Annotated in this window: 14 protein-coding genes; 3 read left to right on the top strand and 11 right to left on the bottom strand. The window is 68.5% G+C overall.

What is annotated here, in order from left to right; genetic code table 11:
- Positions 1-95 precede the first annotated feature (95 nt).
- The 5 genes from V1227_RS37400 to V1227_RS37380 all read right to left on the bottom strand — a co-directional run bounded on the left by V1227_RS37400 (position 96) and on the right by V1227_RS37380 (position 5,545).
- Positions 96-812 (bottom strand): ABC transporter ATP-binding protein, encoded by a 717-nt coding sequence (locus tag V1227_RS37400; protein ID WP_329789836.1) that lies wholly within the window; start codon positions 810-812, stop codon positions 96-98.
- A complete protein-coding gene (locus V1227_RS37395; RefSeq protein WP_090095769.1) occupies positions 809-1,618 on the bottom strand; it encodes an ABC transporter ATP-binding protein in 810 nt (269 codons plus the stop codon). Before V1227_RS37395 ends, V1227_RS37400 begins: the two co-directional genes overlap by 4 nt.
- On the bottom strand, positions 1,615-3,330 hold the full coding sequence (locus V1227_RS37390; protein WP_329789835.1) for a branched-chain amino acid ABC transporter permease: 1,716 nt from the start codon (positions 3,328-3,330) through the stop codon (positions 1,615-1,617). Before V1227_RS37390 ends, V1227_RS37395 begins: the two co-directional genes overlap by 4 nt.
- Positions 3,327-4,241 (bottom strand): branched-chain amino acid ABC transporter permease, encoded by a 915-nt coding sequence (locus V1227_RS37385; RefSeq protein WP_236218080.1) that lies wholly within the window; start codon positions 4,239-4,241, stop codon positions 3,327-3,329. The genes V1227_RS37390 and V1227_RS37385 overlap by 4 nt, the downstream gene beginning before the upstream one ends.
- Before the next feature lie 77 nt (positions 4,242-4,318).
- Positions 4,319-5,545, bottom strand: coding sequence for a branched-chain amino acid ABC transporter substrate-binding protein (locus tag V1227_RS37380; protein WP_090095767.1), 1,227 nt, complete (start codon positions 5,543-5,545; stop codon positions 4,319-4,321).
- 450 nt (positions 5,546-5,995) lie between these two features.
- Between V1227_RS37380 and V1227_RS37375 the strand changes: the two genes are divergently transcribed.
- Positions 5,996-7,408, top strand: a complete 1,413-nt coding sequence (locus tag V1227_RS37375; RefSeq protein WP_329789834.1) for a hypothetical protein — start codon at positions 5,996-5,998, stop codon at positions 7,406-7,408.
- On the opposite strand, the gene V1227_RS37370 is transcribed toward V1227_RS37375, so the two are convergent.
- The 4 genes from V1227_RS37370 to V1227_RS37355 all read right to left on the bottom strand — a co-directional run bounded on the left by V1227_RS37370 (position 7,389) and on the right by V1227_RS37355 (position 10,015).
- Positions 7,389-8,000 carry an ANTAR domain-containing response regulator gene (locus V1227_RS37370; RefSeq protein ID WP_090095765.1) on the bottom strand — a complete coding sequence of 204 codons (612 nt, stop codon included), beginning with the start codon at positions 7,998-8,000 and terminating at the stop codon, positions 7,389-7,391. The genes V1227_RS37375 and V1227_RS37370 overlap by 20 nt on opposite strands.
- A 42-nt stretch (positions 8,001-8,042) precedes the next feature.
- Positions 8,043-8,861, bottom strand: a complete 819-nt coding sequence (locus V1227_RS37365; protein ID WP_329789833.1) for a hypothetical protein — start codon at positions 8,859-8,861, stop codon at positions 8,043-8,045.
- A gap of 201 nt (positions 8,862-9,062) precedes the next feature.
- Positions 9,063-9,665, bottom strand: coding sequence for a hypothetical protein (locus V1227_RS37360; protein WP_329789832.1), 603 nt, complete (start codon positions 9,663-9,665; stop codon positions 9,063-9,065).
- The gene (locus tag V1227_RS37355) at positions 9,662-10,015 is read right to left on the bottom strand and encodes a PLDc N-terminal domain-containing protein (protein ID WP_329794208.1); all 354 of its coding nucleotides are present in this window, start codon (positions 10,013-10,015) and stop codon (positions 9,662-9,664) included. The genes V1227_RS37360 and V1227_RS37355 overlap by 4 nt, the downstream gene beginning before the upstream one ends.
- 267 nt (positions 10,016-10,282) lie before the next feature.
- On the opposite strand from V1227_RS37355, the gene V1227_RS37350 reads away from it, so the two are divergent.
- Both V1227_RS37350 and V1227_RS37345 read left to right on the top strand, forming a co-directional pair.
- Positions 10,283-11,869 (top strand): thiamine pyrophosphate-binding protein, encoded by a 1,587-nt coding sequence (locus V1227_RS37350; protein ID WP_329789831.1) that lies wholly within the window; start codon positions 10,283-10,285, stop codon positions 11,867-11,869.
- Positions 11,870-11,943: 74 nt separating this feature from the next.
- Positions 11,944-12,429 carry a mycothiol transferase gene (locus V1227_RS37345; RefSeq protein ID WP_329789830.1) on the top strand — a complete coding sequence of 162 codons (486 nt, stop codon included), beginning with the start codon at positions 11,944-11,946 and terminating at the stop codon, positions 12,427-12,429.
- Positions 12,430-12,480: 51 nt separating this feature from the next.
- Here V1227_RS37345 and V1227_RS37340 read toward each other — a convergent pair whose 3' ends face one another.
- Together V1227_RS37340 and V1227_RS37335 are read right to left on the bottom strand one after the other, a co-directional pair.
- Positions 12,481-12,708, bottom strand: coding sequence for a hypothetical protein (locus tag V1227_RS37340; RefSeq protein WP_236218091.1), 228 nt, complete (start codon positions 12,706-12,708; stop codon positions 12,481-12,483).
- Positions 12,708-18,842, bottom strand: a complete 6,135-nt coding sequence (locus V1227_RS37335; RefSeq protein ID WP_329789829.1) for a PA14 domain-containing protein — start codon at positions 18,840-18,842, stop codon at positions 12,708-12,710. The genes V1227_RS37340 and V1227_RS37335 overlap by 1 nt, the downstream gene beginning before the upstream one ends.
- Positions 18,843-18,993 lie beyond the last annotated feature (151 nt).

The raw sequence follows: 18,993 nt of genomic DNA, 5'->3' as shown, positions 1-18,993 counted from the left end.
GCCCCACCCCGCGGCTCCCGGCGCACCCGAGCTCCTGCGCGCAAACGAAAGCGGGGCGGAGGAAAGTCCCCCGCCCCGCTCCCACGACGACGACCTCAGTGGGACTCACCCAGGTACGCGTCGCGCACCCGCTGGTCGGCCAGGAGCGAGTGCCCCGGACCGTCCAGAGTGGTCTTGCCGAGGTCGATCACGTACCCGTGGTCCGACAACGCCAGAGCCGCGAGGGCGTTCTGCTCCACCAGCAGAATGGTGGTGCCGAGCGACTGCAGCTCCTTGATGGTGTCGAAGATCCGCTGCGTCATGATCGGCGAGAGACCCATCGAGGGCTCGTCGAGCATGAGCAGGCGGGGCTTGGACATCATCGCGCGGCCGATGGCGAGCATCTGCTGCTCACCGCCGGAGAACAGGCCGGCCTTGTTGTGCCGCCGCTCCCCCAGCACGGGGAAGAGGTCGTACACGCGCTGCATGTCGGCCTGCACCCCGTCGTCCTTGCGGACGTACGCACCGAGCTGCAGGTTCTCCTCCACGGTCATCCGCGGGAAGAGCCGACGACCTTCGGGCGAGTGTGAGATGCCCATGCCGAGGATCGCGTGCGCCGGCTGGTTGTGGATCGGCTTGCCCTGGAACAGGATGTCGCCGGCCGCTGGCCGGAGCAGACCCGAGATCGTGCGCAGGGTCGTGGTCTTGCCCGCGCCGTTCGAGCCGATGAGCGACACGATCTGGCCGGCCTCGACGGTGAACGAGATGTCGCGGACGGCCTCGATCGCGCCGTAGGCGACCGAGAGGTTGCGGACTTCGAGCAGCGGGCTCATGCCTGCTCTCCCTTCGCGGCCTCGACGTCGTGCTGGACTTCCTCCGGCGGCTTGCCGAGGTAGGCCTCGACCACCCGCGGGTCCGCCCGCACGACCTCGGGGCTGCCCTCGACGAGCAGTTCGCCCTGCACGAGCACGGAGACCGAGTCGCACAGGCCGAAGATGAACTTGATGTCGTGCTCGATGACCACGACGGACACACCCGTCTCGCGGATGCGGAAGATCAGCTGCTGCGTCGCTTCCGTCTCCTGCGGGTTCATACCCGCGGTGGGCTCGTCCAGCAGCAGCACCGCCGGATCCGTCGCCAACGCGCGCGCGATCTCCAGACGGCGCTGGTCGCCGTAGGGGAGGTTGCGCGAGAGCTCGTCGTCCACGCCGTTCAGGCCGACGAACGCGAGCAGCTCCCGCGACCGCTCGCGCGCCGCCTTCTCACCGCGGTGGTAGGCGGGGCCGTGGAACAGCGAGGCCAGCGGGCCCTGCTTCATCCGGACGTGCCGGCCCACCATGACGTTCTCCAGCACGGTCATGCTGGGGAACAGGCGGATGTTCTGGAACGTGCGGGCCACGCCCGCGTCCGTCACCTTCGCCGGGTCGCCGGGCAGGACGTTGCCCTTGAGCAGCACCTGACCGGTGGTCGGCGTGTAGAGACCCGTGAGGCAGTTGAAGAACGTGGTCTTCCCCGCGCCGTTCGGGCCGATCAGGCCGACGATCTTTCCTTCTTCGAGCGTCAGGGTGACGCCCTTCAACGCCTTGAGGCCACCGAAGACCATCGAGACGTCGCGCGCCTCCAAAACCGGCGTGCTCATGCCTTCTTCGCCTCCAAATGCGCCTCTTCGGCGTTCTCATCGGCGCGTTCGACCATCTCAGCGCGCCTGTGCGCATCGGGGATCAGGCCGACCGGCCGGAACCGCATGATCAGGATCAGCGCGAGGCCGAAGATCATGAGGCGGTAGTCCTCGAAGTCGCGCAGCTTCTCGGGCAGCACGAACAGCAGCGCGGCACCGAGCACGGCGCCGGGGATCGAGCCCATGCCGCCCAGGATGACCGCCGCGAGCAGCGTGACCGACTCGAGGAACTTGAACGACTCGTACGAGACGGTGCCGTTCTTGTGCGCGAACACCGCGCCCGCGAGACCCGCGAGCATGGCACCGATGAGGAACGCGAGGATCTTCATCTTGCCGGTGCGGATGCCCATCGCGCGGGCGGCGTCCTCGTCCTCGCGGATCGCGATCCAGGCCCGGCCGATGCGGCTGAACTTGAGGTTCGCGAACACGGCCATCGTCGCCGCGACGAGCAGCACGATGAGGATGTAGTAGAGGACACCCGCGGGGAGCTTCACCGAGCCGATCGAGATCGACCGGTTGAACTCCGTGCCGAACAGCGACAGCGCCGGGATGCCGGGGATGGCGTTGGACCCGTTGGTGAAGCCACCGATGTCGTTCTGCGCGGAGCGGGTGAAGATCTCACCGAACGCCAGCGTCACGATCGCGAGGTAGTCACCGCGGACCCGCAGCGTCGGCGAACCGACGATGGCGCCGAAGATGCCGGCCACGACCGCCGCGATGACGGCGGCGACGGGGAACGGCAGGTCGAAACCGAAGTACGCGGTGGCCGCACCGGAGAAGTTCGCCGCCACGAGGGCACCGATTCCCATGAACGCCACGTACCCGAGGTCGAGCAGACCCGCGAGGCCGACGACGATGTTGAGGCCGATCGCGGTGGCGGCGTAGATGCCGATGTTCGCCGCGACCGTCATCCAGTACTCGTTGCCCGCGTCGGTGAACGGCAGCAGCAGCGCGCACGCCGCCAGCACGACCACGCTGAACACGCGGTGCTGCTCGGACAGGGCCGAGATCCAGCGCACGAACCCGACGCCGCTCAGCGCGGCCAGGATGCCGGCGGCGAACCCGAGGAACGACAGGAAGATCGCGCCCGCGTACGGGTTGGCCGAGCCGACGCCGCCGGTGGTCAGCATCGCCGCGACGGCGTAGAGCACCGCGCCGAACGACACCAGCAGGACGAGGTACGCGACCGGCGTCGAGACCTTGAATCTCCAGTCGCCCACCGGCTCGATGCCGATGCCGTAGCCCGCGAGGATCGCCAGCACACCGGCGACCAGGCCGACCACACCGCCGAACGCGGTCGCGCCGTCGAGGGCCGTGATGGCGCCGAGGCCGCCGCCCTTGACCGTGATGTACGCGGCGTTGACGAACGACACGAGGGTGAGGCCCCAGCCGAGCGCCCGGACGACCCGGCCCTTGGACGGGACCGGCGCGAACGCGGCGACCAGGATGAGGACACCGAGGAGCAGGACGTGCCAGCGGAAACCCGTGACGGAGAACGGCGCGTCGAAGAACTGCAGCGTCGACTTGTCGGGCCAGTTGCCGTCGTTGAGGGTGAACGTGACCCACGGCAGCAGTGCCGCGACGATGCCCAGGACGCCACCGGCGGCCGCGAACGGCTTGCCGAGCGCTGCGAGCGCGGAGCGCTTGCCAGAAGAAGTGTCGACCGTGCTCATGCGCGCACCCTTTCCGGCTCGCCGAACAGACCCTGCGGGCGGAAGACGAGCACGAGGATCAGCACGACGAAGATCCACACGTAGTCGTACTGGGTACCACCCGGCATGTACTGGCCGGCCACGGTCTTGATCAGACCGATGATGAACGCGCCGATGACCGCGCCCCGAATGCTGCCGACACCGCCCAGGACCGCCGCCGTGAAGGCGAAGATGCCGGTCTGGAAGCCCATGTCGATGTTGATGTTGTTCAGGTAGCCGCCGTACATGATGCCGGCGACACCGGCGAGCACGGCGCCGAACACGAACGTCAGCACGATCACCCGGTTCGGGTTCACGCCCATGAGCTTCGCGGTGTCGGGGTCCTGCGCGGTCGCGCGCATCGCCCGGCCCATCCTCGACTTGTTGATGTAGGTCTGCAGGATGACCGCGAGGCCGATCGAGAGCCCGACGAGCAGCACACCGGTCCACGACACGTTGACGGGGCCGAGCGTGAGGTTGCCCTCGGGGAAGACCTTCGGGTACGGCAGGTTCGACTTGGCGTTCGGGTAGAAAACGCGCACGGCCTCCTGCAGGAAGACGGACACGCCGAGCGCTGTGATCAGCGGTGCCAGCCGGGGTGCGTTGCGCAGCGGCCGGTAGGCGAAGCGTTCCATGACCACGGCGACGACGACCGCCACCACGATGCCGCCGACGAACATGAGCGGCAGGGCCACGGCAGGCGACTTCTGGAGGTCTTCCGGAAGAAGCGTGAACGTGGCGAGGCCTCCGTACGAGGCCACCATGAAGACCTCGCCGTGGGCGAAGTTGATCAGCTGGATGATGCCGTACACCATCGTGTACCCGAGGGCGATCAGGGCGATCAACGCACCCTGCACGACCCCGTTGGCCAGCTGTTGGAGCAGGACTGACACGACTACCTCCGTAGACGGCGGGGGCGAGCAAACAACGCCCGCCCCCGCCGTGGCTTCAATCAGTGACTAGGTAGTCGTCAGCCGGTGAACTCGCCGGTCTGAACGTCCTTCCACTTGCCAGAGGTGACCGAGTAGACCGTCAGCACCTTGTTCGTGCTGTCGCCGTACTGGTCGAACTTGACCTCACCCGTGGCGCCGGAGCCGCTGTAGGCACCGACGTTGGTCAGCATGGCGTCGCGCTTCGAGTCGTCCCAGGCACCGCCCTCGACGGTCTTGGCCAGACCACCGATGATCGCGTTCGCGGCGTCGTAGGAGAACGCACCGTAGGCGGCGTAGTCCTCCTTGCCGAACTTCGCCTTGTACGCCTCGACGAAGGCCTTGGCCGTGGCCAGGGACTCGGTCGGCGCGCCGACGGAGGTGGCGAGGTCGCCCTCCTTGCCGCCGAGCTCGACGAACTTCGGGTCGAAGATGCCGTCGCCGCCCATCAGCGGGACGTTGAGACCGGCGGACGCCATCTGCTTGGACAGCGGGCCGGCGACCGGGTACTCACCGCCGTAGTAGACGGCGTCCGGGTTCAGCGCCTTGATCTTGGAGATGACGCCGGAGAAGTCGGTGTCCTTCTCGCCGACCTTCTCGGAGCCGACGATCTTGCCGCCCTTCTTGGCGACCTGCTTCGACAGCTCGGCGGCGAGGCCCTCACCGTAGGTCTTGCCGTCGGTGATGATGGCGATGTTCTTCTTGCCGGCCTTCTCGACGAGGTAGTTGGCCGCGTACGGGCCCTGCAGGTCGTCGGTGGTGCAGACGCGGAAGTAGTTGTCGAACTGGCGCTTCGGGGCCGTCAGGAAGTCGTTGCCCCTGGTCAGCGACGGGTTGGTGTTCGCGGGCGACACCTGGGGGATCTTCTTGTCCCGCAGGATCGGCTGCACCGTCTGGGCCACCGACGAGTTGAGCGTGCCGACGACGCCGACGACGTTCGGGTCGGTCGACAGCTTCGTCGCGGCCTGGGCGCCCTTGGCGGGGTTGGCCTCGTCGTCCTGAGCGGACACGGTCAGCTTGTAGCCCGGAACCGTGCACTTCTTGTTCGCCTCGTCCACGGCGAGCTCGGCGGACTGCTTGATGCCGAGGCCGAGAGCGGACAGGTTCCCGGACAACGGGGCGACAACACCGACGGTCAGAGTGCCCTTCGACGTGTCGCAGCTGCCCCCGGTGTTGCCGCCGCCCTCGGTCTTGTTCGAGCCACAAGCTGCAAGAACAAGCAGCGAGGCACCGACAATCGCTGCGGACTTCACAGAGTGCTTACGCACGTGATGTCCCTCCTCTATCCCTGCTCCCGGCTGCGCGAGATCTCCGCGCACCGCTCCATCACCCTCTCCTGAGGGATGGCCGGAACCTAGGCGATGACTGTGACCGCAGTCATCAAAGCCAATGGGCTCGTGACCATAACGCAACTCGGCGTTATGTTTTACTTAAGCAATGTCACAGACCGTAACCTTCGTTCACTCTTTGGACGGCTGCCATAACCTCGGCATATGACTCCCCGTCGTCGGGTGATCGCCTTGATCGGCGCCGCAGCCGTCCTGGCCGCAGCGGTGTTGGTTCTGCGTGAGACCGATGATGCCCTGCAGAAGCGCAGTTCAGAGGCGGTTCGGCTGACAAAGTACGCAGCGGATTTCGTTCAGCTCCCGTCTCGACCGGCTCCTCCGGCTGCTCCGTCCTCCGTATGGAGCAGCGACGGGCGGGTCCGGTGGGCGCCCGTGCCCGGCGCGGCGGGCTACGAGGTCGACGGCACGCTCGTCGCGTCGCCCGAGATCGCCCGGTCCGGACGGCCCGAGGTGCGGGCGGTGGACGCCTTCGGCCAGCGGTCGGCACCGGTCCGGGCGCGGGAACAGCCCCGCGACGACACGTGGCGCCAGGCGCTGAACGGCTGGCTGGACGACTTCGACGACCCGTTCCTGGAGCGCCGCTACCACCTCAGCGGCCGCCGCGGGTGCGTCAACCCCGGATCGGGCTCCGGCGGCCGTCTGGTGCTCGACATGCCGTGCGGGAACGACACGGCGGTGCTGCGCGCACGAACGTTGCTGCAGCTCGGCGAGTCGGGGGAACGGGGCCGGGTGGCCGTGGTGACGGACGCGGCCGGGCCGCGCGGGAGGCTGGTGCTCGACCTGGTCCCAGGAACGCCGGATCGTGTCGGACCCATTCCTCCGGCTGATGCGGTCCGTGTCGTCGTGGACGACTCCGTGGCCTCCGGAACGCGGGGAGCGGGCGTTCTGCATCGATTCGAGGCGGTGCTGACAGATAACGATGTGCGCGTTGTGCAAGACGGCGCGCAGATCGCGTCCTTGCCGGTCGCGCCGAAGTGGCGCGAGGCGAGCGTGCTGGTCGGCGTGACCCCTCCGCCGGGCTACCCGGGACGCGTGGAGATCGACGCGATCGGGATCACCGGGTCGCGCCAGTCCGTCGAGGACGTGACCGAGACGCACCTCGTGGCGGGGACGCTGCGCGTGCTGGAGCCCTATGAGGAGGCGCCTGGCATCGGCGTGGCGTGCACACCGTTGCGTGACGCCCCCTCGGCACGGTTGCGGACAACGGTGCGCCTCGGCGACGGCGGCGACCCGAACGGCCTGGTCGCGCAGTTCGGGCCGGCGCGGGTGCCGTTGCGGCCGGTGGTGAGCGGCTGGTCCACGGCGCAGGACAGCGAACTGACGCTGGCCGGAGACCTGCCGGCGGATCTGCTCGGAGCGTCGGGACCGGACGCGCTGTCGCCGTTCGTGCTCCGGATGCCCGGCGCGTCGCAGGCACAGGTGCTGGAGAGCTACTTCGAGGTGCCGGGCCCGTCGCCGGTGCGGCTCGAGGCCGTCTCGCAGGAGTCCACGCCCGTTTTGCCCGTGATGACGGCTGAGTTCGTCCGTGTGGCTCCGAACGACGCGACGCTGGCAATCACCCTCGACGCGTCTCCCGCGCGTTCAGTGGCACCGTTGGCGGGCTTCGAGGTGTACGTCGACAGCTCTCTCGCGGCCACCATGCCGATTCCGGGAGGCGTCGGCGGCCGGCACGAAGTGCAGCTCTCGTTGAAAGGCAGCCACAACGTCGAAGTCCGCCTGCGCCCCGAGAACCCCGAGGCGCAGACGGACTCCGTGTGGCTCGAACTCAGCCGAAGTTCTCGATGACGGCTTCCGCGACGGCCTTCATCGTCGTGCGGCGGTCCATGGCGGTGCGCTGCACCCACCGGAACGCCTCCGGCTCGCTCAGGCCCTGCTTGGACATGAGGATGCCCTTGGCGCGCTCCACGACCTTGCGGGTCTCCAGGCGCTCGGTGAGCCCGGCGACCTCCTGCTCGAGCGCGGCCAGCTCGTTGAACCGGCTCATCGCCAGCTCGATCGCGGGCACCAGGTCCCGCTTCGCGAACGGCTTGACGAGGTACGCCATCGCACCCGCGTCGCGGGCGCGCTCGACCAGGTCGCGCTGGCTGAACGCGGTGAGGATCACGACCGGCGCGATCCGGTTGCCCGCGATGTGCTGCGCCGCCTCGATCCCGTCGACCTTGGGCATCTTGACGTCCAGGATCACCAGGTCGGGGTCGAGCTCGGTCGCGAGCTTGATGGCCTCCTCGCCATCTGCGGCCTCACCCGCCACGTCGTAGCCCTCCTCGCGGAGCATCTCCACGAGGTCGAGGCGGATCAGCGCCTCGTCCTCCGCGACGAGCACGCGGGGGGCCTTGCGCGTGGCTTCGGACTGGGCCTCGGCAGCCTGCTGGGTCACCGGGGTCCTCCTGACGATCGTTCCTGCGGGCGAAAGCGCAGTCTACCTGCGGCCCGGCCGCTGATCAGGCTCGGCAGCCGTGACGGCAGACACGAACTCCTCGGGCCACGGGTAGGTCCGCACGCCCTCCTCGACGTCCTCCGTGGGCGCGTCGATGCGGCGCAGCGTGATGTCCGCGGTGGTCCCGAAGTCCGGGTGACCGAGCTTCTGCCCGACCTCCTCCTCGGACGGGCCGCCGGCCCACTCGACGAACCAGGCCCCGCCCATCGGGAGTGCTCGCAACCAGCTGGCGTCATGCCACAGGTGTACCCGGCGCAGAAGAGCGCTCCCAGTGGCCGATTCCGCGATCACGTCGTCGTTGCCGCCGCCGCCGGTGTACTCGACGCCGCGGAACTCGTGCATCCAGCGCAGGTAGCGCATGCCGCGGTCCCACGCCCGCTCGTCGACGCCGGAGAGCACGACCGAGGCGTCACCGGTGGTCAGTTCGGCCGAGCGCCGGTGCTGCCGGTGCTCCAGCCCGGCGACGCCCATGCCGAAGCCGCCCTCCGTGCGCGGGAGCAGCTCGAACAGCAGCGGGCCCAGCGCCCTGCCGTTCAGGTGCAGCCGGAGGGTCTCCCCCGGCTCCACCGTCCGGAACACGTGGGCGGGCCTGACGATGCTCGCGGGCGGCATCAGCTGCAGCACGCTCGCCGCGGTGCAGGCCGCGAACAGCACCTTGGCCTCGAGCTGCCGCTGGGCCTCGGTGACCGCGTCGGGCAGGAGCTCACCGCCGCGGACGGCCGGGACCGCCTGGGACAGGTTCTCGCCGGTGTAGGCGCGCCGCAGATCGGCGAGCTGGTCCGTGGTGGACAGACGTGCCATGACAGCAGTCCTCGTTTCCGCCGCCCGGCTCGGCACGACAAGGACGCATGTGTCACGCGTCTACGTGGTCGGTTCGCTTCGACGAGCAGGAGTTGCTGAACACTGCGGCGGACGACGCCGCTCGCTGCCGGGGAGCGGCTCCAGCCTCACGTCTGCTCGGACGCCGCTGACCACGTTACCGGACGACCGCCACCCGTTTTCCTAGTCGGCGCCGACGATCAGCTTGTACGTCACGTCGACGCTCCTGCCGCCGCCCGACCCGCGGATCACGAGGTCGTGCTCACCGGACGGAGGAGCCGGAATCCACGCGTAGAGGCCGCAGCCGACGGAGTCGAGGCGACCGGCCCGCGTGCCGAACGGGTTGCCCGCGCGCGCTTCGTAGGTGAACGGCGTGGCGGGCACCGTGGTGAGCGGCTGCGTGGCGTTGTTCAGCAGCACCTCGCCCTGCGCGGTCTTCATGAACGCCTCGCAGCCGGCGATATCGCCCGCGAGGTTCACCGCGGGCGCGAGCAGCGGCTTGTCGGCGGGAACCCGGCACTGCCGCTCGACCGGCCCTTCGGCGAGCGATCCCGCGAGCAGCCAGACTTCGACGGGCTGGTCGCGCATGCAGAAACGGCCGGAGGTGTCGGAGACGGGGTTGCTGTTCGCGGGCTGGGAGGCCCACGTCCACCACCGGGCCTGGAAGTCGGCAGGAGCCAGTTCGTCCGAAGTGGACGTTTGCGGAGCGGGACGGTGCGTCGCCGTTTGCGCGTTCCCGCCACAACCGGCGAGCAGAACCACCAAGAACAGCAGGACGATCCTCACTGGTTCTCGCGTCCCTTGCGTCGTTGTTCCTCCGCGCGCTCACGGCAACGGCGCAGGAACTCCTGGTCGTCGTCGGCGTTCGCGGCCGCGAACCGCCCCGGCCTGTCGTACTCCGGATAGGTGGCGGCGCCGCGCTCGAAAGCCCCGGTGCGCGCACGTCCCGCCCCCGCCGGACGGCCCGCGACCAGCCACGCGATCGACCCCACCACGGGGAAGAACAGGACCAGGAGAAGCCACCAGAGCTTCGGCAGGTTGCGAACTGATCCTTCGTCGGTGGTGACCACGTCGACGACCGCGAAGATCGTCACGCAGAGCATCACCACTCCGAACAGCCCACCGAAGTACAGCATCTCCCACCCCCAGGTCATGCGGTCGCGCACATCGTGGCACAAAAGGCGACCCGCTGAACACGGTTCGCAGTTCGATGATCGGCGGAACAATTATTGAGCGGACAACCAATTCACCCCGCAGGGCGAAAAAACCACCGTTTCGAATTGCATCCCGCTCGATTGGCCGCGGTTTCGGAGGGTGGAACGTTCACAGCGGCGCTGACGCTGAGCACCAGAGCTGCTGCGCACCCGTTGCCGGGGCCACAGGCGGGCCTTAGCTTCGGGCGCATGCCGCTGGGTGCCGAGAGCTTGCTGGACGTGCTGGCCGCGCACGACGTCGAGGTGGTGTTCGGCCTGCCGGGCGTGCACAACCTCGCGATCTGGGAAGCGCTGCGGAAGCAGCCGGGCATCCGCATGATCGGTGTGCGTCACGAGCAGACGGCGGTCTACGCGGCGGACGGCTACGCACGCGCCACCGGCAAGCTCGGCGTCGCTGTCGTCACCACCGGCCCCGGCGCGGCGAACACCCTGGGCGCCACCGGCGAGGCGTGGGCGTCGGGCAGCCCGGTGCTGGTGGTCGCCACGGACATCCCGTCGACCCTGCGCCGGCCCGGCGCGCACCGCGGCGTCCTGCACGAAACACGTGACCAGAGGGCCATGTTCGTGCCGGTCACGAAAGCCGCGTTCGACGTGCCGTCGGCACAGGAGCTCGCCTCGTACGCCGACAAGGCCGTCCGGCAAGCCCTCCGCAGCCCGCACGGTCCGGTCTACCTCGGTGTCCCAACGGACTTCCTGTCCACCGAAGCGCCACGGCACACCCTCGCGGAGGTGGAGTCCTCCTGCACCGTTCCCGACCTCGCCGAAGCCGGACGGCTCGTCGCCGCGTCTTCCCGGCCGCTCATCTGGGCCGGCGGTGGCGCGGCGCGGTCCGGTGCCGGCTCTGCCATCGGCACGTTGGCCGCCAAGCTGCAGGCACCGATCATCACGACGTACGGGGCACGCGGCCTGACGGACAGCCCTCTCGTCGTGCGCGGCCCAGTGCACGCACCGCCCGTCGGGAAGCTGTGGGACGACGCCGACCTCGTGATCGCGATCGGCACCGACTTCGACGGCATGATGACCCAGAACTGGTCGCAGCCACAGCCTCCCGCCCTGCTGGCCGTGAACATCGACAAAGCGGAGGCGAACAAGAACTACCCGGCGGACGTCACCCTGGAAGGCGACGCCGCCACCGTCACCGCCGCCCTCGCGGCCGCGGTGAGTCCCAAAGAAGGTGCGTGCGACGTCGAAGCAGTCAACGCCGAAGTGCGCGCTTTGGCCGAAGCAGACTCTCCGGACGCCGCGAAGTTGTTGCGCGCGTTGGAAGGCACCGACGCCACGATCGTCGCCGACATGTGCATCCCCGGCTACTGGATCGGCGGCTTCCACCACGTCACCCGCCCCCGCGGCCTCGCCTACCCGGTCGGCTGGGGCACGCTCGGCTTCGGCTTCCCGGCCGCCATCGGCGCCGCCGTGGCCCACCGCACCATCGCGGTCGTGGGTGACGGCGGCTTCCTCTTCGCGTGCGGCGACCTGGCGACGTTGAAGCAGGAAGGCCTGCCGCTCACCATCGTGCTCGTGGACGACGGCGGCTACGGCATGCTCCGCTACGACCAGCAGATCGCGAACCACACCATCACCGGCGTGGACCTGACCCGTCCCGATTTCGCCAAGCTGGCCGAGAGCTTCGGCATCCCCGCCGTGACGCTGAACGGCTTCGGCGACCTCCGAACGGCACTGGACGCCTCCGCCGGCCCGTCGATGATCGTCGTCAACGCGAGCCTCGAACCGCCGCTGAACACCTCACCACGCTGGTACCGCAAAACCGCCACCTGACCGACGCCACCGCGGGCGAGGACGACGGTACCGTGTGGCTGCTCTACTACTACGGGACCTGAGAAACTGCTCCGGTGACGCGAACCTGGCCCGAGAACCAAGCGACCGACGAAGCGGCCCTCGCCCGGCAGTTCCTGGACTTCCTCCGCAAGACCGCCGTGCTGAAGGTCGAAGGCCTGACCAGAGCCCAGGCCGCAGCAGCCCCGATCCACACCTCCCCGAAGCTGACGGCACTGGGCGTCCTCAAGCACCTGACCGCCGTCGAGCGCTACTGGCTCTGCATCGCCGGCGCGGGCCTCGACCTGCCGTCACTCTGGGAGGGCGACCCCGACCCGTCCTGGAACCTCGAAGACGACGACACCCCGGCGTCGCTCATCCAGGCGTACCGCGAGGAATGGGCGAACGCCGAGGCGTTGACGAAGCTGGATCCCGCCGCGCTGGCGGCCGACGGCGAACGCACCGTGCGATGGATCCTGGCCCACGTGACACAGGAAACCGCACGCCACGTGGGCCATCTCGACCTGCTCCGCGAACTGGCGGACGGCGAGACCGGCGAGTAGCCGGTCGGGGTGCGGACGAGACGCCCGCACCCCGACATGACACGGATCAGGTCAGTCCGCAGCCGGACCGGCCTCCTGGGCCTTGCGGCGGTCCGCGCGCCACCAGAGGTAGCGGGCGATCACGTCCACCACCGCCGTGATGACGAACCCGAGCACGAGTGCTCCGTGCGGCCAGTCGATCACCAACCACACGACCACCAGCGCGATCACCGGTCCCAGAGGGAAGTACCAGCAATTGCGCCCGAGCGGGTCGCGCACCAGCCAACGGCCCAGAGTCACTACTTGTTCACCTTCCACGCGTCATGAACGATGTTGGCACCGCAGCCCAGCACCAGACCACCGACTCCCGCCGTGATGATCTGACGCCGGTTGGCACCGCCGGCCCACGCCGTTACCGCGGGGCCCGCGCCCCAGGCGGCACAGCGGAACGCGGCTCGTCCCGGATTCTTGCGGACGTAGTTCTTCACCTCGACCGCGCGCTTGCCCCAGCCCGACTTGAAGGAGTTCCACCCGGACTTGATGCGGCTCACCGCGCTGACCGTCCTGGCTCGAACCCAGCTGCCCGCCTGCACGACCGCACGGCCAGTCGCCTTCATACCGCCCCAGATCCGGGGAGCCCACTTGGCACCCCACTTGATCCCCTGGCGCAGGGCGAACCTGCCGAGGATGGGCAGACCGACGCGCAGTCCGGCCACCGCGAGGAAGAGGCACGGCGGGCACTTGCCGTCCAGGTCGTTGGCGTTCACGGGATCGCCGCTGACGTAGTCGTAGTCGTTGGCGGAACCGCCCTCGACCGGGTCGACGGACAGGAAGCGGCCGAACAGCGGGCTGTACGGGCGCGCACCCATCTGCACGAGCGACAACGCACCGGCGTGCTCGTACGGACGTTGGTGCTGACCCAGCCAGCCGTAATCCATCTGACCGGGCTGGTTGTCCGGCACGGCATCCGTGTCGACCTTGCCGTCACTCGTGATCGGCTCACCGAACGGCGTGTAGTGCCGCAGGGCCCCGACCTGGTTGCCCGCCGCGTCGGTGCTGAGGACGAAGTCGCCTCGCACGGACGGGTGGTCGTAGGACCGGGTGTCACCGCTGACGGTCAGCAGGACGCCACCGGGCAACGAGATCGAGCGGGACAACACCTTCTTGTCCTCACCGAGCACGAAGTCGGCTGAGTCACCGTCACCGGTGTGGGCGTACAGCAACACCTTCCGGTCGTCGCCCTGCTCCGCACCGCGACGCACGATCCGGTCGACCGCGTCACGCTGGTACGCGACAGCGGCCGCGTCCGTGCCGACAGAGCGGGCACCGGTGTTGCGGCCCGCCGTGTCCCACGAGAGGTGCGTCGTGGAACCGTTGACCGTGTACTCGGTCATGTTGCCGCTGTCGTCGTACTTGATTCCGGACACCGCGTTCGCGCCCGTCGTCGCCAGCAACCGGTCGGCCGCGTCGTAGCAGTAGTTCGTGGTCTGCGTGCCGGTGGCCGTCTGGTCGACCAGCTTGACGCGGTTGGTGTTCAGTCCGGCGTTGCCGACCGACCCAGCGGGACAACCATCCGCGGTGGATCCGAAGTCGTACGTGTAAACGTGACCGTTGACCGCTGCTTTGGTCAGCCTTCCCGCAGTGTCGTAGACGTAGTTGTGACCGCCCGCGCCCGCATCGAAGCCGTTGAGCGTCTCGTCGACGATCCTGCCGGCACGAGTGCGCGTCACGGTGGTGGGGATCTCGGTCCCCGGCTTGGTCTTCCAGGTCAGCGACGTGACCTGGCCGGGTCCGTCCTTGCCGATGGCGGTCAGCGCGGTGCCGTTGGCGTAGGTGACCGACTTCAGCTCACCCGCCGCGTCGTAGGTGGACGTGGCGAGCAGGGCACCGTCGAGCGACGTGGTCAGCACCCTGCCGGCGTCGTCCAAGGTGCTGGTCATGACCTGGGCCTGGTTCAGCGGCAGGGTGACCGTCTGCGACGTGGAACGGCCCGCGCGGTCGTACTTGGTCTCCGTGCGCACGCCGTGGACGTCGGTGTACTCGATCGGCCGGCCGATCATGTCGGTCTTGGTGGTGACGGTGCCGTTGTGGTCCGTCACGCTCGACACGAGCGGATCACCGTTCACCGCGTGGTTCGTGGTGACGACGCGCTCGCCCTCGGCGGCGTTGGCGGGGTTCTTGACCTGGACCACGCGGTCACGCTCGTCGTACGTGGTGCACGTCCACTTGCCCGCCGTGCCCTGGGCCACCACTCGGCCCGACGCGTCGAAGATCTGCTCGTCCTCACGCGCCGGCCCGGTCGCCGGGGCCGGTGACCTGGTGAGCTTGGACAACCCTCCCTGGTTGATCGCCTCCACCTCGGGGGTGCAGGGGTTGTCCCGCGTCTCCCGGTCGCCGTAGTAGACGAACGTGGTCTGAGCGCCGGTGGGCGACGTTTCAGCGATCTTGCGGAGGTAGCCGGTGCCGGCGGACTCGTAGGTGGTCTTGACCGACTGCCCCTTCTGGGTGGTGGTGGTGACCAGGCCGTACGCCGCGTCGAGCCCGTTCTCGCCGAACTTGCTCGACGAGACCTGCGGCTGCAAGCCGAGGGACTCGCCCTTGGTCGTGGACGTGGTGTGGCCGTACTTCGGCTTCAGGCTCGTCGCGGGCACGACCTCCTGGGTGCCACCTGGGGTGGTCCAGTGCAGTTCGAGCTGGGCGAACGACGTGAGGTCGTAGTACTCGACGCGGATCTTCTTCGCGGCGCCCGCCGACGGGCTGTTGACCGTCGCCTCACGCCACTTCGCTCCCGTGTCGATCCAGTCGTCGATGACGGTCGCGTCGTCGATCCACACCCGCACACCGTCATCTGCCACGACGCGGAGCTTGTAGTTGCCCGCCTCGGGGAAGACGATGTCACCGGTCGCCCGCAGGGAGTAGCCGTCCGCGGGGATGCCCGCGACAGGCACGGCCTCGCCCCAGTTGCGGACGAACGTTCCGTCAGCGGCCAGACCGGTCTGGAACACCTTCGGCGCCCCGATCATGTCCTTGTTGTCGTAGAACGACACCGCGAGGCCGTTGAGCCCCTCGTCGAAGGCGGTCTTCGTGTGCGGAACGGTGGTCACGCACTCCGGCTTGAGCGTCTGACCGGTGAAGCACGACGCCGGACCCGGACCGTAGTTGTCGGTCGGGCGGTCTTGGGCGTCGTACACCGTGGTCGACACCCGGCCGGCCGCGTCCGTGGAAGTCAGCAGCTGGTCCTTGACGTTCCACGTCTGCGACGTCGTCCTGCCGGTCGCGTCCGTGCTCGACAGCAACCGGAAGGCGTCGTCGTAGACCACCTTGCGCGAGAAACCGATGATCGGGGTGATCCCGGCGATGTCCACATAGGACGTCTTTGCACTCGTGTCGTACCGGTACGAGTGGAAGCCGCGCTCTTCGCCGTGCGTGGTGTACGGCTGGTAGATCGTCCGCGCAATCGGCTTCGCCGCGGTGTGGTCGTAGTAGTGGACGATGTAGTTCGCCGCGTCGGTGTTCCGGTTCACGTGGTCTTGCGAAACCCAGTCGGCGGCGCGGCTTTCCCGCATTCCGTCGAGCAGACCGTTGGTGGTGAAGCTGAACTGGGTCATCTCACGACCCGGGTCCTCCGCCGCCACGAGGTTTCCGCGGTGGTAGAACAACTTCGTCTGGGTGGAGTCCCAGTACTCGATGCGGCAGAGCATCTGTGACGGGGGCAGCTTCTCCGCGTCCGGCGGCGGAGTGGCGCCCGCGTAGCAGTCGTCACCGGGGCGGTTGTAGTGCAGCCTGTGGGCACGGCCGGAGACCGGGTCCCTGATCTCCTTCAGGCGCGAGGGGAAACCGTCGTAGACGTACTGCAGCGCGGCAGGCTTGCGGGTGTCCACAGCACTCGACTGCGACTCGAGCTTGCCCGCGGAGTTGAACACGTACACGTCGGTGCCGTAGGTCAGCGTGATGCGCCCAGCGGTGTCCAGAGCCAGGTTGCCGACCTCACCGTCCGGCGGGGTGTAGCCACCGGTCGTCTTCTTCGTCCACGTGTGCTTGGCACCGGATCCGTCGGTCAGCACGACGTTCTGGTCGGTGACCTTGGCCTCGGTGTACGTCGAGCCGGTGCCGTCGAGGTCAGCCGACAGCGTCCAGCCCTTGGGCAGCGCGGGCAGGTCGGACGAGTGCAGCCAGTCCGCGGGGATGATCTGGGACGGCACCGTGGTGCCGTCGGTCGTCCGCGTGAACAGGCGCAGGTACGCCCAGCCTGTGGCCTCGGCGAGCTCGATCTTGATCGGCACGCGCTGGCCGGCGGTCAGCTTGACGCTGGTCGCGACACCCCAGTTCACGTCGCTGCAGCAACCCTGGTCGTAGACCGAGTTGCCGTTGACCCACACCCGCAGGCGGTCGTCGTGCACGCCGGCGAACTGGTAGTCGCCCGTGGACGGGGCCTGGAAGAAGCCTTCCCAGCGCGCCACGAACCAATCCTTCGGCAGCGCTGGCGCGAACGGGGAAGTGTCGCCCCAGTCGACGTTCACCTGGGGCTCGGTGCGCACGAGCACCGGCTCTTGCTGGGAGCTGATCTCGCCGTTGTGCGACAGGTCCGGGAAGTACGACGCTCGCAGACCCTTCTGCTCCTGCTGCTGCGAGTTGTAGGTCATCGAGAGACCGGCCTCGCCGCCGACCGTGTTGAACGTCGGCGACTTGATCGACGTGGTCACGTTGCCGTTGGCGAGGTTCACCGAGATCGGCCCCATGGTGTCCTCGGGTGCCGGGCCGCGGTTGCCGATGCGCTGGTCGACCTTCAGGTGGAAGACCGCGCTCGGGATCCGCGAGGTGGCGCCGCTGACGGCCTTGGCCTGCCACGTGTAGGAGACGCCGTCCTGGAGGACACCCGTCGGGATCGTCCACTTCGGGGTGTCGAGGCAGCCGGAGTCGACCACCACGCCGGTCTTCGCGTCCGCGCCGGTCGCGACGGTGAAGCAGTACTTCACCTGTTCGCCGTCCGGGTCGCTGACGGGGCTGACCTCGAGGGTCGGGGTCGTGTTCGTGATGACGCTGTGGTCGGCGGGACCGACCAGGGTGGGCGCGGGCGGGGCCGAGCCCGTGTCCACGGTCAGCGAGACGACCGTGTCCTTGTAGGTCCAGGCTCCCGGCTGTTCCGCGCCCACGATCATGAACGTGGCCATGTGGCGGATGTCCGCGATGTGCTGGAGGAAGCTCACCAGGCTGTCACCGGTGAGCGTGCCGACCTGGCCGACGAGACCGTTGGCCAGCAGACCGCCGAGGCCGTTGAAGTCCATCGCCGAGGCGTGGTAGAGCTGCGCCGGCCACGTCTTGTCCGGGCTGAGCGGGCCGGTCTTCTTCGTCACGTCGAGCTTGGCGCCGACGATGCGCTGGCCGTACAGGGACTGGTAGTCGAACCGGATCGCACTGCGCCAGTACTTGTCACCGCGGTCCTGCGAGTTGCCGAACTGGACGCCGCACATCTGGCACCAGTAGCCGTCCGACTTGTACGACTCGGCGAAGACCACGCCGAAGCTGAACGTCGGGTCGACGCTGACGGGGTAGACGCGCTTCGGGTCCTTGAGCCACGCCTCGTCGACGGCGACCGTGAGCATCCAGTCCTGGCCGGCCTTCTCGACCGTGTAGGTGCCGCCGGTCTGCGCGGGCGGCGCCTCCTCGGCCTTGCCGGAGGAGTCCCAGGTGACGATGGGCGGCATGACGATCTTCGGTGTGCCCTGGGCGTCCCGCAGCTCGACCGTGCCCTGCTCCGTCACGGTCGGCGTCAACGCGCCGGCCTTGAGGGTGAACCGCCACTTGTTGGTGGTGGGCACCTTCTTCAGCAGGATGGTCTCCTTGACCGAACCCGGCGTCACCTCGTAGGTGAGGTCGGTGTCCGCGGCGACGTCGGCGTACTCGGCCTTGTCCGCCGAGACCTTGACCTGCTTGTCCTTCGCGGGCGTCTCGGGCGCCAGCGAGACCTTGTTGCCGTCGTACTCGACGGTGATCAGCGCCGGGTCGTCCGCCTTGGCCGCGAGCGTCGGCTTCAGCGGGTGTTGCCTGGCCTTGACCCGCCGGGTCGGCGTGTCCGCGACCAGCGTCGTGTCGACCGGCTGCCAGGAACCCTTGGCATCCTGGACGTTCAGCGGTTCCGTGGACTGCTTGATCGTTTTGGTGCCGTCAGGGTTGGTGTACTCGTCGACGAACATCGACCGCGAGGTCACCTTGGACTTCTCGGGGTCGAAGCTCGACTTCGCCTCCCGCGCGGCCAGTGGGCCGAAGTCCGCCTTCGGGTCCGCCGCGGCCGTCGGCGGGGCGGGCACCTCCCGTCCCTTGAGCACCGGCAGCTTCGTCGTGTCGACGGCCGGTGACTTCGCGGGAGGCGCGGCGAACGCGGGTGCGGACGCCAGACTGATCGTCAGAGAGGTTGCGAGCGCAGCGGCAAGCACGCGTGCGAATCTTCGCGCACGAGTGTGCCGCGTCGCTGAGCGACGCGTCATATTGGTCTATCCCCCAGAATTCAATGGAAGGTGCAGGCTTCCGCTGCCCGCACGCCCCCAGCGTGTTGATCGGCGCTGAGCATGCCGAAAGCGGACATCG

The organism is Lentzea sp. DG1S-22, from assembly GCF_036321065.1.
GTDB lineage: Bacteria > Actinomycetota > Actinomycetes > Mycobacteriales > Pseudonocardiaceae > Lentzea > Lentzea jiangxiensis.
The sequence above is the reverse complement of the archived record's forward strand: the minus strand, read 5'-3'. Positions and strand labels throughout refer to the sequence as shown.